Source organism: Nereida ignava (genome assembly GCF_047114695.1).
GTDB lineage: Bacteria > Pseudomonadota > Alphaproteobacteria > Rhodobacterales > Rhodobacteraceae > Nereida > Nereida ignava.
In genome coordinates, this window is sequence record NZ_CP112885.1 from 98,322 (window position 1) to 111,500 (window position 13,179).

General features: G+C 55.2%; 12 protein-coding genes. 8 read left to right on the plus strand and 4 right to left on the minus strand.

Translation table 11 applies throughout. The features are described from left to right. The first annotated feature begins 26 nt into the window (after window positions 1-26). From argC to OLX08_RS00500, 7 genes are all read left to right on the plus strand, one after another. On the plus strand, window positions 27-1,055 hold the full coding sequence (gene argC / locus OLX08_RS00470) for an N-acetyl-gamma-glutamyl-phosphate reductase (RefSeq protein ID WP_391481784.1): 1,029 nt from the start codon (window positions 27-29) through the stop codon (window positions 1,053-1,055). Window positions 1,056-1,073: 18 nt separating this feature from the next. Beyond that, window positions 1,074-1,517: a cytochrome c maturation protein CcmE gene (ccmE, locus tag OLX08_RS00475; RefSeq protein ID WP_391481785.1), complete on the plus strand. Its 444-nt coding sequence runs from the start codon at window positions 1,074-1,076 to the stop codon at window positions 1,515-1,517. Window positions 1,518-1,660: 143 nt separating this feature from the next. After that, a complete protein-coding gene (locus OLX08_RS00480) occupies window positions 1,661-2,272 on the plus strand; it encodes a holin-associated N-acetylmuramidase (RefSeq protein ID WP_391481787.1) in 612 nt (203 codons plus the stop codon). Continuing rightward, complete coding sequence (locus OLX08_RS00485; protein WP_391481788.1) at window positions 2,263-2,883, plus strand: holin family protein; 621 nt, start codon at window positions 2,263-2,265, stop codon at window positions 2,881-2,883. Before OLX08_RS00480 ends, OLX08_RS00485 begins: the two co-directional genes overlap by 10 nt. 84 nt (window positions 2,884-2,967) lie before the next feature. After that, window positions 2,968-4,920: a heme lyase CcmF/NrfE family subunit gene (locus OLX08_RS00490; protein ID WP_391481789.1), complete on the plus strand. Its 1,953-nt coding sequence runs from the start codon at window positions 2,968-2,970 to the stop codon at window positions 4,918-4,920. Then, the gene (locus OLX08_RS00495) at window positions 4,917-5,384 is read left to right on the plus strand and encodes a cytochrome c-type biogenesis protein CcmH (protein ID WP_391481790.1); all 468 of its coding nucleotides are present in this window, start codon (window positions 4,917-4,919) and stop codon (window positions 5,382-5,384) included. The genes OLX08_RS00490 and OLX08_RS00495 overlap by 4 nt, the downstream gene beginning before the upstream one ends. Window positions 5,385-5,498: 114 nt before the next feature. Continuing rightward, window positions 5,499-6,275: an enoyl-CoA hydratase-related protein gene (locus OLX08_RS00500; protein ID WP_391481792.1), complete on the plus strand. Its 777-nt coding sequence runs from the start codon at window positions 5,499-5,501 to the stop codon at window positions 6,273-6,275. Window positions 6,276-6,278: 3 nt separating this feature from the next. Here the strand turns inward: OLX08_RS00500 and OLX08_RS00505 are convergent, their stop codons facing one another. The 3 genes from OLX08_RS00505 to gltX all read right to left on the minus strand — a co-directional run bounded on the left by OLX08_RS00505 (window position 6,279) and on the right by gltX (window position 10,251). Further along, window positions 6,279-7,298: a calcium-binding protein gene (locus OLX08_RS00505; protein ID WP_391481794.1), complete on the minus strand. Its 1,020-nt coding sequence runs from the start codon at window positions 7,296-7,298 to the stop codon at window positions 6,279-6,281. Between the two features lie 174 nt (window positions 7,299-7,472). Continuing rightward, complete coding sequence (locus OLX08_RS00510; RefSeq protein ID WP_048599066.1) at window positions 7,473-8,768, minus strand: citrate synthase; 1,296 nt, start codon at window positions 8,766-8,768, stop codon at window positions 7,473-7,475. 88 nt (window positions 8,769-8,856) lie between these two features. Continuing rightward, window positions 8,857-10,251 carry a glutamate--tRNA ligase gene (gene gltX / locus OLX08_RS00515; RefSeq protein ID WP_391481796.1) on the minus strand — a complete coding sequence of 465 codons (1,395 nt, stop codon included), beginning with the start codon at window positions 10,249-10,251 and terminating at the stop codon, window positions 8,857-8,859. Between the two features lie 75 nt (window positions 10,252-10,326). Between gltX and OLX08_RS00520 the strand changes: the two genes are divergently transcribed. After that, complete coding sequence (locus OLX08_RS00520; RefSeq protein ID WP_391481797.1) at window positions 10,327-12,468, plus strand: ComEC/Rec2 family competence protein; 2,142 nt, start codon at window positions 10,327-10,329, stop codon at window positions 12,466-12,468. Here OLX08_RS00520 and lexA read toward each other — a convergent pair. Continuing rightward, the gene (gene lexA, locus OLX08_RS00525) at window positions 12,462-13,157 is read right to left on the minus strand and encodes a transcriptional repressor LexA (protein ID WP_074842058.1); all 696 of its coding nucleotides are present in this window, start codon (window positions 13,155-13,157) and stop codon (window positions 12,462-12,464) included. The two genes, OLX08_RS00520 and lexA, sit on opposite strands and share 7 nt — an antisense overlap. Window positions 13,158-13,179: the final 22 nt, after the last annotated feature.

Sequence of the window (13,179 nt, forward strand, 5' to 3'; positions counted from 1 at the left end):
GCCAAGGTAATTTAGAAAGGCGCATCATGGGCAAGAACGTCGTGATCCTCGGGGCATCTGGGTATACGGGTGCGGAATTGGTGCGCTTGATTGCAGGTCACCCTGACATCAATATCGTTGGTCTGTCGGCCGAACGTAAAGCCGGTCAGCAAATGGGCGATGTCTTTCCTCATCTGCGCCAGATGGATCTGCCGCAGCTTGTTAAAATTGATGAGTTGTCGTTTGAAAACGTTGATCTGGTCTTTTGCGCGCTGCCTCATGCGACGTCACAGGCTGTGATCCGTGCGCTGCCTGATGCTGTGAAAGTCGTTGATTTATCGGCAGATTTCCGTCTGCGTGATGAGGCTGAGTATACAAAATGGTACGGTCTGCCACACGACGCGCCTGATCTGCAAAAGATCGCGGTTTACGGCCTAACCGAATTTTACCGCGATGATATTGCGAAAGCCCGCTTGGTTGCGGGCACGGGCTGTAATGCGGCAACGGGTCAATTTGCGCTGCGTCCATTGATTGCAGCGGGCGTGATTGGGTTGGACGATATCATCATAGATATGAAAGTGGGCGTGTCCGGCGCGGGCCGTGCGTTGAAGGAAAACTTGCTGCACGCAGAGCTGTCCGAAGGCGTTCATGCGTATGGAGTTGGCGGTGTGCACCGCCACTTGGCTGAGTTCGATCAGGAGTTTTCAGCGGTTTCAGGCCGCAAGGTTGAGGTGCAGTTCACTCCACACCTCGCGCCGTTCAACCGTGGTATTCTGGCGACTTGCTACGTCAGTGGTGATGCCGCCGCGATCCATGAGACGTTTGTTTCACAATATGTAGACGAGCCGTTTATTGAAGTGTTGCCCCTTGGCAAACACCCGTCTGTTCGCCATGTGCGTGGCTCTAACTATTGCCACCTTGGGGTGGTTGCAGACCGTAAAGAAGGGCGCGCGATTGTGATTGCCGCTCTCGATAACTTGACAAAAGGTAGCAGCGGCCAAGCATTGCAGAACGCCAACCTAATGTTAGATTTACCAGAGACAGCGGGTCTTACGATGGCCCCTGTCTTTCCGTGATTTTCCTTAGGTAGCGCAATGAAAAGCCTGAAAAAGCAACGCCGTATCCAGATTATTGCACTCGCCGCGGGTGCGCTTGCGGTTTCGTTCGGCTTGATCTGGTACGCGAGCCAAGATGCGTTTCAATTCTTTCGCGCACCATCCGAGGTGATTGCCGCACCACCCCCCTCAAACGAAGTGTTTCGCATTGGTGGGCTGGTGTCAGAGGGGTCGTTGAAGCGTGGTGAGGGGGCTGCAATCTCGTTCAGCGTGACAGATGGCGGGGCAACTGTGCCCGTCGTTTATACTGGTATTCTGCCCGATCTTTTTGGTGAAGGCGAAGGCATGGTCGGCACTGGAAGCTATGTGAAAGGTCAATTTGTAGCGACTGAAATTTTGGCCCGTCACGACGAAACCTACATGCCGGCCGAAGTGATTGACGCGCTGAAAGAGCAGGGCGTCTATGTTGAGCCGGAAACATAATCACATTAATTCAAAGGCTTGTGGTGCAAAGTTGAAGCCTTAAGGGAACGTTGCGACCGCAGCCTTTCTGTCTTGTTAACCGCCGTCCCTCATTTTGATTATCCGTTACGAAACGTGAACGATGGTTAATGTGAGGCAGGTTAATGCAATCAATACATGAGATAGCGTCCGATATTGTGGCCCGCGAGGGCGGCTTTGTGAACGATACCGATGATCCGGGCGGTGCTACCAAATACGGGGTGACGATCCACACGATGCGGCGTCTGGGGCTGGATTTAGACGGTGACGGCGATGTGGATGTTTCTGATGTGCGCAAACTCAGCCGTGACCGCGCAACACAGATTTTCATTGATCACTACTTTCACCGCTCAAAAATTGCACAGTTACCGCAGGTGTTGCAGGCGTCTGTTTTCGACATGAACGTCAATGCAGGTGCGAATTCCGTAAAGATTTTGCAGCGCCTTGTCCGCCGTCTGGGGTTTCGCATTGGCGTCGACGGTCAGATTGGTCCGCAGACGATTGCTGCCGTGCGTCAAGCGACCCAAAACGCGCCGGATCATATCGGCGACGCCTATGGTATTGAGCGGCGCAACTATTACTACGCGTTGGGTGATCGGCGAAAGCGTTCGCGCAAATATGCCCGTCGTCAGGATGGCGGCAAAGGCGGCTGGATCGTGCGCGCAGAGGAATTCATCGCCTCAAAATATCACTTAACGGACGCTGAACATCGTGCGCGGGTGGCGTCATGGGGCTGATTGAACGGGTGTTTGAGGCGATATTCGGAGGCGGCAGAAATGTTGTCCGTGAGACTGCCGAGGTGTTTTGGGAAAACCGCGAAGCGGGCGCAACCCGCGCGGCGCAACGCCAAGCCGACGCCCTTGATCAATATGCAGCCGAATTCAGCGTGCCGCGAAGGGGCAGGTTTGACCGTGTGATGGATGGGCTGAACCGCTTGCCACGCCCCGCATTGGCGCTTGGTACGCTGGGGCTGTTTGTGGCGGCGATGGTTGATCCGGTGTGGTTTGCCAGCAGAATGCAGGGCATCGCCCTTGTGCCTGAACCGCTTTGGTGGCTGTTGGGTGCCATCGTCAGTTTCTATTTTGGCGCCCGTCATCAGGTGAAAAGTCAGGAGTTTCAACGCTCTATCCAAGCTACCACCGCGCAGGTACCGCATGTTATTGAGAACTTGACCGCACTGAATGATGTCGCACGGCAAAATTCTGCGGCGAACGAAGATGCCCCTGTTTCTGTTGCGGTCAGCGGGATTGGGGCAGGGACGCCCATACGATTTGGCCCTGACAGCTTTGAGGATAACGCGGCCCTGCGCGATTGGGCCAGACAGCGCGGTAAACGCAATGATCCGTGAATTTCTTACGTAAATCAGCCGTCTGACGCGGCCGTGTTGTCGCAGCCCATTGGCGAGGGGGCTGCGGCAGACTATACCAAGTTTATGATTACAGAACTTGGACATTTCGCCCTGATTTTGGCCCTGATGGTGGCCGTTTTTCAGATGATCGTGCCGATGATTGGTGCACAAAAGAATTGGGCTGGCTGGATGGCAACGGGCACCCCCGCGGCAACTGTTCAATTTGGCCTGACGCTGGCCAGTTTTGCCGCACTTACTTACGCGTTCGTGATCTCGGATTTTAGCCTCAGAGTGGTCACGCTCAACAGTCACACAGCCAAGCCGATGCTCTACAAAGTGTCGGGCGTATGGGGGAACCACGAAGGGTCTATGCTTTTGTGGATTTTGATCCTGACGCTCTTTGGTGCGATGGCGGGCTGGTTTGGCCAAGGGTTGCCGCCACGGTTGAAGGCCCGCGTCCTGTCGGTGCAATCAGCCATCGCAGTTGCATTTTTTATCTTCCTCATTTTTACGTCTAACCCCTTTGAACGTTTGGCGTTTCCGCCGCTCAACGGGCAAGACCTGAACCCGCTTTTACAAGACCCTGGCCTCGCGTTTCACCCGCCATTCCTATACGTGGGCTACGTCGGGCTCAGCATGGCGTTTAGCTTTGCCGTTGCTGCGTTGATTGAGGGAAAAGTCGATGCGGCATGGGGCCGGTGGGTCCGTCCGTGGACTTTGACAGCGTGGGTTTTCCTGACTGTCGGCATCGCGTTAGGGTCATGGTGGGCCTATTACGAGCTTGGCTGGGGTGGTTTTTGGTTCTGGGATCCCGTCGAAAACGCCAGCTTTATGCCTTGGCTTATTGCGGCGGCACTGCTGCATTCCGCCATTGTTGTTGAAAAGCGCGAGGCGCTGAAAAGCTGGACCATTCTGCTCGCTATTCTTGCCTTCGGGTTCAGCTTGATTGGCGCATTTATTGTGCGCTCGGGCGTTCTGACTTCTGTTCATGCGTTTGCCACAGACCCTGAACGCGGTGTTTATCTGTTGCTGATCACGGGTATCTTCATGGGTGGCGCGTTGGTGCTTTACGCCCTGCGCGCAGAGCGGATGGAGGCCAAGGGTGTCTTTTCTGTCGTGAGCCGTGAAAGCGCATTGGTCGCCAATAACATTTTGCTGGCGGTTGCTTGTTTCGTCGTCTTTATCGGCACCATCTGGCCCCTCGTGGCGGAGATGTTCTTTGACCGCAAACTCAGCGTTGGTCCCCCGTTTTTTGATGCAGCTTTCACGCCGTTCATGGTCGCTTTGTCGGTGATCTTGCCTGTCGGTGCGCTGATGTCGTGGAAGAGGGCCAAGCTAAAGCGGATCACTGTATCGTTGATGCCTGTTTTGGTGGTGTCGGTGGCCTTGGGGGGATTGGCATTTGCGATCCAAACTGGCGGTTCTGCGTTGGGACCAATTGGTGTGATCCTTGGCGCGTGGCTCGTGTTGGGGGCTGCGTTTGAAATCTGGCAGAGGGCGGGCAAAGCCAACAAAATCGCGCGCCTCAAAGGGCTGCCTCGCGCCGATTGGGGCAAGGCCGTTGCCCACGCGGGCATGGGAATTACCACCTTCGGAATCGCCGCGATGCTTGCTTGGCAGATCGAGGATATTCGTATTGCACAGATCGGTGACCGTTTTGAAGTTGGCCAACATCAGGTTGAGCTGATCGATGTGCGCGAAGTTGAAGGACCGAATTACATCTCAACCATGGCAGAGATGAAGCTGTACCGCGGTGGCCGTGAAGTGGCGCATTTGTTCCCTGAAAAACGTGTCTATCCGGTGGCGAATATGCCCACGACTGAGGCGGCAATCTCAAACGGTATTTTGCGTGACCTCTACGTTGTGATTGGTGATCCTCAGAATGATGGGGGATGGGCGGTGCGCACCTATATCAAGCCGTTCGCCAACTGGATTTGGGCGGGCGCAATCATTATGGCGCTCGGTGGTACGTTGTCGCTGACGGATCGGCGGATGCGTGTTGCAGGTGGTCAGCGGTCAAAGGCGGTTACGTCATGATCGCAGTTGCTTCACGCCTGTGCGGATTAGTTGGGCTGATCGTTTTGATGGCCATGCCTGCGTTTGCAGTGCAACCCGACGAAGTCTTGGATGATCCCGCGCTTGAGGCGCGCGCACGGGTTATCAGCAAAGAACTTCGCTGCCCTGTGTGCCAAAACGAAAGCATCGACGAATCCCATGCGGAAGTGGCGCGTGATCTACGCCTGCTGGTCCGCGAACGTGTCTCGGCAGGGGATAGCAACGACGAGGCGCTTTCGTTCATTGTTGCGCGGTACGGCGAGTTTGTTTTGCTCAACCCGCCCGCAAAAGGCTCAACCCTAATTTTGTGGCTTGCAGGACCTGCGATGCTTTTGATCGGCGGCATTGGGGCTGCGGCCTATTTGCGCGGGCGCGCAGCTCCTGTACCTGCGGATGAGCTAAGCGCGGATGAAACAAAACGCCTCACTGAGCTGCTGAATAAATAAGCTGGCACAAAAGCGATGTCGTGACGTTCTTGCGCACAGTGCCCAGTTCCTCTGGCAACTCTGGCGCATGGCCCTATTGTGCCTTCTAATGAATGGATTAATGAGGATGCTCCCATGATGTATGACGCGCTGGAATATGAGCTAAACGACGGTGTTGCGACGCTCACTTTGAACCGCCCAAAGGTGAAGAACGCTTTGAACGGTCAGATGCGCGCCGAGATCACCCATGCTGTGAAAAAAGCTGGTACCGAGGCCCGTGTTGTTGTCCTGACAGGGGCGGGGGATGCGTTTTGTTCGGGCCAGGATTTGGGCGACGGTGGTTCAGCCGCCCAGCTTGATCTTGAGCGCACCTTGCGCGACGAATACGTCCCGATGCTGCGTGCGATTATTGAGTGTCCTGTTCCAACGATTGCGGCAGTAAACGGTGCGGCAGCGGGCGCAGGTGCAAATCTGGCTCTGGCAGCGGATGTTGTGATTGCGTCTCAAAAGGCTGTTTTTGTTCAAGCGTTTACGCGCATTGGGCTTATCCCTGACGCGGGTGGTACATACTATCTGCCGCGCCAAATGGGGATGGCCAAAGCCATGGGAGCCGCACTTTTTGGTGAGAGCATTTCTGCGCAGCAAGCAAGTGATTGGGGCATGATCTGGGAAGCTGTGTCCGATGCCGAATTTGAGGCCCATTGGCGTGCACGTGCCGCGCATTTAGCCAAGGGGCCGACAGTTGCCTATGAACATGTGAAATCTGCGCTTCGGGCCAGTTTTGGCAATGACCTTGAAACGCAATTGGGCCTTGAGGCATCGCTTCAGGGGGCTTGTGGTGAAACGCGTGATTTCAAAGAAGGCGTGCTGTCTTTCCTTGAAAAGCGTCCTGCAAAGTTCGAAGGCCGTTAGGGATCAGACAGGCGGGGCAAGTACGACAGGCGGGCTGTAACTGACCAACTCGATATAGTTCTCAAAGGGCTGTGCGTTTTGGTCAAACTCAGGTCCAAGCTGTACCTCCGCAACTTTGAAATCATCGGCGAATACAGTCACGACTGTACCTGTTTGGGTAACGCTAACCGCAGGGTCGGGCGCGCCGGTTTGCGTAGCAATCATCAAAACATCGTCGTTTGAAAAATCAGTGACGCGCGTGCATGTCTCGCTTGCGCTGCCATCATCGCTACTTGGCTCCAGCAGCAAGACAAACTCATCCGCGTCACCGCCACCTGTGCCGATATCATTTCGTGCCAAAAATAGCGTGTCAGTGCCAGCCCCGCCGGTCAGCTTGTCTTCCACGCCGTCATCACGGAAATTGCTGCCCCAAGTGGGTGCTTCACCTTCCGGACGGGTGATTAGCGGTGGTCCAGATTGCAGCGCTGAAAGGTTGTCCGTCTCAAGAGTATCACTATCAAAAATGGCACCACCCCACAGCACATCCGTTCCGCCGCCGCCATTCAGAACGTCGGCATTTACGCCGCCAATCAACACATCGTCGCCGGTCTCACCGAGCAACAGGTCAGAACCGCTATCCCCAAAAAGTGTGTCGTCATTGTTGCCGCCCCGCAGTGTATCTGCCCCTGGACCACCGGCTAGAATGTCGTCGTTTACATTGCCGTTCAGGGCGTCATCACCTGCGCCGCCGTCAAACAGATCGTTCCCAGAGCCCCCAAAAAGCGTATCGTCCCCGCCGCGCCCGTCGATCTTATCGTCCCCTAAATTGCCGAAAATCGTCTCGCCACGAAAGCTGCCTTCAAAGTCATCAGACTGGTCGCCAAGACGAATTGTGTCGGTTGTTGTTTGAGGGGGCTCATCGATGGTCTCATCCTCAGACCTGCCGCCCGTGTCATCGTCACTACGCAGCGCATCAAGTGACTGATCAATAAGCGCCACATCAAGGGCAAGAGGGATAAGAAGCAAAAGAGCAAGAGCCAACATGGCGGGCAACCTGAGAACAAAATACCCGCACAGGATATGCAATTAGCCCTTTAATGCAAGTTCGTTCGTTTAAGTGACAGCAGGCTGTCTTCGCTTTGGTCAAAAATACTCAAATAAAAACGCCACCGAAGGATGTTCTTCGGTGGCGTTTTTTATGTCTGCTTGCCAGAAAGCCTAGCGTTTTTCGATGTCCACGTAATCGCGCAGGGTTTCGCCTTGGTAAAGTTGGCGAGGGCGACCGATCTTGAGCGCTGGATCGCTGATCTGCTCTTTCCACTGTGAAATCCAGCCAACAGTCCGGGCCAGGGCGAAGATCGGCGTGAACATGGATGTGGGGAAGCCCATCGCTTCAAGAATAATGCCTGAATAGAAATCCACGTTCGGGAACAGTTTCTTGTCTGCAAAATACGGATCGGCTAACGCTTGTTTTTCAAGCTCTTTGGCGACCTGAAGGATCGGGTTGTTCTCTACGCCAAGCAGATCAAGAACTTCATCCGCAGATTGTTTTAGAACTTTCGCACGGGGGTCAAAGTTTTTGTAAACACGGTGACCAAAGCCCATCAGGCGGAAGGGATCGTCTTTGTCTTTCGCACGGGCGATGAATTCAGGAATGCGGTCAACACTGCCGATTTCTTTAAGCATTTCGAGGCATGCTTGGTTCGCACCACCGTGGGCAGGGCCCCAAAGACACGCAATACCGGCCGCAATACAGGCAAACGGGTTCGCGCCAGAAGATGATGCCAAACGCACAGTCGATGTTGATGCGTTTTGCTCATGGTCTGCGTGTAGCGTGAAAATACGGTCCATCGCACGGCTCAGGATCGGGTTCACTTCGTAATCTTCGGCAGGCACCGCAAAGCACATACGCAGGAAGTTCGACGCGTAATCCAGATCATTACGCGGATACACAAATGGCTGACCGACAGTATATTTGAACGCCATCGCTGCGATTGTTGGCATTTTGGCGATCAAACGGATCGTTGCCACTTCGCGCTGATGCGGGTCAGTGATGTCGGTACTGTCGTGGTAGAACGCAGACATTGCACCAACAACGCCGGTCATGATGGCCATCGGGTGCGCGTCACGGCGGAAACCACGGAAGAAGTTGATCATCTGCTCGTGCAGCATGGTGTGGTTTGTCACCATGCTCTCAAACGATTCCAACTCGGCCGCGGAGGGAAGCTCGCCGTACAGCAGGACATAGCACACCTCGAGGTAGTGTGATTTTTCCGCGAGCTGATCAATAGGATAGCCGCGGTGCAGCAGCTCGCCCTTGGCGCCATCGATGAATGTGATGGTGCTGTCGCACGCCGCAGTTGAAGTAAAGCCGGGATCGTAGGTGAACACGTCGCCTTGGGCGTAAAGTTTGCGGATATCGAGCACGTCAGGACCCGCAGTAGGCGAGTAAATCGGCAGTTCGATTGTTTTGTCGCCAATAGTAAGCGTCGCGTTCTTTGTCGTTTCGGCCATATGTTCCCTCATTATCCAGCAGCGGCGCAGTACGCCATTTTCGTATGTTGAGCGGGCTTCGTTACAGATTTGTAAACGGCTCCGTCTATTATTGTGTTGCGTCACCCAAGCGCGCGAGAGTTTCCTCGCGGCCCAAAACCAGCATCATATCAAAGACCGATGGTGTGGCTGCACGTCCGGCAAGGGCGGCACGCAGCGGCGCTGCAAGCTTGCCAAAACCGATGTCGTGCGATGCCGCAAGCGCGTTGGCCACGGCCTCCAGTTGGTCACGCTCCCAGCTAGCAGCTTGCAACTGCGGCGTCAATTCTTTCAGTATACCAATGGATACCGTATCAAGTGCCTTAGCCGCTTTCTCTTCTATATCGAAGGGGCGCGCGCTAAGCGCAAAGTGCGCTTTTTCAATAAGTTGCGGGAATGTCTTGGCACGTTCTTTAAGGCAATACATCGCCCGCTCGAATGCAGTTGACTGCGCGTCAGTAAGCGCAGGAAGCGCTGCTGCGGCCAAAAATGCCTCTGCTTCTTGCCGCAATGCGGCATCATCGCCCATAGCGATCTGTGCGCCACAGATTGATTCCAGTTTCTTAAAGTCCAATCGTGCAGGGCTTTTGCCAATGCCACCAAGGTCGAACCACTCGCGCGCTTGGGTGTCTGTGAAGACCTCATCGTCGCCGTGGCTCCACCCCAAACGGGCGAGATAGTTACGCATACCGGCGGCCGGATAGCCCATGACCTGATATTCCTCAACGCCAAGCGCGCCGTGGCGTTTGGACAGCTTTTTACCGTCGGGGCCGTGGATCAGGGGGATGTGCGCATATGTCGGCACCGGCCAGCCCATGGCGTTATAGATCATCATCTGACGCGCCGCGTTATTGAGGTGATCATCCCCGCGAATAACGTGGGTCACGCCCATATCATGGTCATCCACAACCACCGCCAACATGTAGACGGGCGTGCCATCACTGCGCAGCAAGATCATGTCATCAAGCTGGTCGTTACGAATGTTGACGTCGCCTTGGACCTCATCGTGGATTACTGTGGCGCCATCTTGAGGGGCCTTGATGCGGACCACAAAGGGTGCATCGGGGTGCTGATCCGCAGGGGCGTCACGCCACGGGCTACGGTACAGCGTGCTTTTTCCCTCAGCACGGGCCGCATCGCGGAACGCGGAAATTTCATCTTGGGTAGCAAAGCATTTATAGGCTTTGCCTTCGGCCAGCAGGGTGTTGGCGATTTCTGCATGTCTGTCGGCGCGCTCAAACTGGCTGATGACGTCGCCGTCGTGGTCTAGGCCAAGCCATGCCATCCCTTGCAAGATCGCTGCAGTTGCTTCGGGGGTTGAACGGGCGCGGTCAGTGTCTTCGATCCGCAGCAAGAATTTGCCCCCACGGCCGCGCGCGTAAAGCCAGTTAAACAGCGCAGTCCGCGCGCCACCAATGTGCAGATAACCAGTGGGCGATGGGGCGAAACGGGTCACGACGGTCATGTGGAATTAACCTTTTAGCAAGAGAATAGGGGAGCAGTTGCGCATCGGTCTAATCTGGCGGGAAGGCGGTGACAAGTGGCGGCAGCGGCCCTTCTGGTCGAAGCATTCGCAGTTCAGCGTGAACGGGTCTTTTTGTGGGTGCCCGTGGCCTTTGCGTGCGGTATCGGTGCGTATTTTGGCTTACTATTCGAGCCAGATTTTATGCTGCTTGGTCTGGTGGCGGCTAGTGCTGTAACGCTGGCTGCCGCAGCGTTTCTAACCCCAAGGTTTGCGCCACTTCTCGTGCTGACCTTTGTCATTTTATCTGGCTTTTTAACGGCGGCGGCGCGCTCGCATTTTGTGGCGGGCCCCGTGCTTGAATGGCGTAGTTACGGCAGCGTACAGGGCCGCATTATCCACATCGATAAAAGCGCGTCCGATGCTAAGCGGCTGACAATGGACCGCGTTGTGATGGCGCGACTGCCTCCGCAGAACACACCACGCCGCGTTCGGGTTAGTCTGCACGGCGACGCGGCTGAGCAGGGCGCGGAACATGGCGCGTTAGAGATTGGTCAGATAGTTCTGCTGACCGCAAATATGTCGCCACCCAATGGTCCTGTTGAGCCTCAGGGTTTTGATTTTCGCCGCCACGCGTGGTTTTTGAAGTTGGGCGGTTTTGGCTATACCCGCACCGAAGTTCTTACGTTGTTACCTGCCGAACGAAGCGGGGTGGGGCTATTTACGTCCGCGTTACGGCAGAAAATTTCCCGAACGGTGCAGCGGGATATGGCGCCGGAGCTTGGTGCTTTCGCAACTGCGGTGACTACGGGCGATCGTTCCGCGATGCCCCAAGAGGTTCTGCAAAATCTTCGTCGGACGAATTTGGCGCATCTTTTGGCGATTTCTGGCCTGCATATGGGGTTGCTAACGGGGTTTGTGTTCGCGTTGGTGCGCGGTGGGCTGGCGTTGATCCCAAGCCTCGCGTTGCGGCTGCCGACAAAGAAAATCGCGGCAGTTGTCGCAATGGCGGCGGGAGCGGTTTATCTGGCAATCTCTGGTGGCTCGGTCGCAACAGAACGGGCGTTTGTCATGGCGTTGGTGATGTTGTTGGCTGTCGTTTTGGACCAGCGTGTGCTAAGCCTTCGGTCCGTTGCCACAGCCGCGCTAATCGTGTTGCTGCTGCGCCCAGAAGCATTGGTTGGGCCCGGTTTTCAGATGTCGTTCGCGGCGACCATCGCGCTTGTGGTGGTGTTTCGGGTGCTAAAAGACCGTCCGATTGCATGGCTCGAACGGCGGTCGCGCTTTGTGAAATCCGTAGCGGGAGTGGTGATAACCTCTGCGGTGGCGGGCTTGGCCACAGCGCCGGTGGCGGCTGCGCATTTTAACCAATTTGTCCACGTGGGCCTGTTTGCCAATGTGATCGCAGTCCCAGTGATGGGCGCCATTGTAATCCCGGGTGCGGTGTTAAGCGCCCTTTTGGCCCCGATCGGGTTGGGGTGGATCGGGCTTAAAGTAATGTCGGTTGGCTGTTGGTGGATCCTGCAAGTAGCTGCGTTTTTTGCGTCGCTGAACGGTGCTGTATCTGGTGTACCGTCCCCGCCGTTGTGGGTCTTGCCGCTGATCGGCTTTGGCGGGGTGGTCGCTGTGCTTTGGGTAGGGCGTGGAAAATGGGCAGGAGTGTTCGTCGTGTGCTGCGCGTTGTTTGGATGGGGCAAGTCAGAACGTCCGGATGTGTTAATCGCGAGTTCCGGCGGCTTAGTGGGCATTATGCAAGACGGGACACGGCGGTTAAGCCGTGAGAAGGGGGAGGGGTTTGCCGCTCAAAACTGGCTCGAAAACGATGGGGTGTTGTCATTTGATCGTGGTGACTTGGCGGATAACTTGCCTAATAGTGTAATCATCAATTTAGTTGGAAAAAGACAAATCGGCCTGCTGGAAAGCTGTGATCTTGAGGATGTTTATATTGTGAAAGTGCAAGCGCCTGAGAGCAGTGATTGTGCTATTTGGGGACAAGACATGCTGCGCATGACTGGCAGTGTCGCAATCTATGCACGGCAAACGGAGCAACTTAGCAGAGCCAGTTTACAGAGTGGATCTGTAAATTGGCGCATCCAAACCGCAAATGGGATCTCTGGCAATCGACCTTGGAGCGCGCACGATCCGACAGCGCTAGCTAATGTGCACGCTCAAATTGAGGCCGATCTACGTGGCAAAAACCTTTGGCGAATTGATCAGTAGCTGCGGATCAAACCCACTAAACGCCCCTGAATTTTCACCTGATCGGCGGGCAAAATGCGTGTTTCATACGCAGGGTTTGCCGCCTCAAGCCCAATTGATGCTCCGTTTTTGCGCAGACGCTTTAGGGTTGCTTCTTGATCTTCGACCAAGGCCACAACGATGTCTCCGTCGTCTGCCGTAGATGTCTCGCGGATCACAACCACGTCACCGTCGTTAATGCCCGCGTCGATCATTGAATCGCCTTTAACTTCAAGCGCATAGTGATGACCGTTTCCCGACAGCATTGTTCCGGGAACAGCCACGTTGTGTGAGGCATGTTGGATCGCTTCAATCGGTACACCGGCGGCAATTTTACCCATTACAGGCAATTCAACTGCTTGAATTTGCACAGATTGCGCCCGTGGTGGCGTCTGATCAGGTCGGTCACCATCAATAACTTTGGGTGTGAAGCCGGCAGTAGGGGCACCGCCCATGCTTTCGGGCAGTTTCACAATTTCCAACGCACGGGCTTTATGGGCCAAGCGGCGGATAAAACCGCGCTCTTCAAGGGCGGTGATCAAACGGTGAATCCCCGACTTTGACCGCAAATCCAGTGCTTCTTTCATCTCATCAAAACTGGGGGGGACGCCGTCTTTTTGAACACGTGCTTGAATGAACTCAAGTAAATCCAACTGTTTTTTAGTCAGCATAATGCACCCCTGTAAGCGTTTT

What these genes read in the sequence shown, in the direction of transcription:
- argC (WP_391481784.1), top strand. Translation starts at nt 27, where the DNA reads ATGGGCAAGAACGTCGTGATCCTCGGGGCATCTGGGTATACGGGTGCG.
- ccmE (WP_391481785.1), top strand. Translation starts at nt 1,074, where the DNA reads ATGAAAAGCCTGAAAAAGCAACGCCGTATCCAGATTATTGCACTCGCC.
- OLX08_RS00480 (WP_391481787.1), top strand. Translation starts at nt 1,661, where the DNA reads ATGCAATCAATACATGAGATAGCGTCCGATATTGTGGCCCGCGAGGGC.
- OLX08_RS00485 (WP_391481788.1), top strand. Translation starts at nt 2,263, where the DNA reads ATGGGGCTGATTGAACGGGTGTTTGAGGCGATATTCGGAGGCGGCAGA.
- OLX08_RS00490 (WP_391481789.1), top strand. Translation starts at nt 2,968, where the DNA reads ATGATTACAGAACTTGGACATTTCGCCCTGATTTTGGCCCTGATGGTG.
- OLX08_RS00495 (WP_391481790.1), top strand. Translation starts at nt 4,917, where the DNA reads ATGATCGCAGTTGCTTCACGCCTGTGCGGATTAGTTGGGCTGATCGTT.
- OLX08_RS00500 (WP_391481792.1), top strand. Translation starts at nt 5,499, where the DNA reads ATGATGTATGACGCGCTGGAATATGAGCTAAACGACGGTGTTGCGACG.
- OLX08_RS00505 (WP_391481794.1), bottom strand. Translation starts at nt 7,298, where the DNA reads ATGTTGGCTCTTGCTCTTTTGCTTCTTATCCCTCTTGCCCTTGATGTG.
- OLX08_RS00510 (WP_048599066.1), bottom strand. Translation starts at nt 8,768, where the DNA reads ATGGCCGAAACGACAAAGAACGCGACGCTTACTATTGGCGACAAAACA.
- gltX (WP_391481796.1), bottom strand. Translation starts at nt 10,251, where the DNA reads ATGACCGTCGTGACCCGTTTCGCCCCATCGCCCACTGGTTATCTGCAC.
- lexA (WP_074842058.1), bottom strand. Translation starts at nt 13,157, where the DNA reads ATGCTGACTAAAAAACAGTTGGATTTACTTGAGTTCATTCAAGCACGT.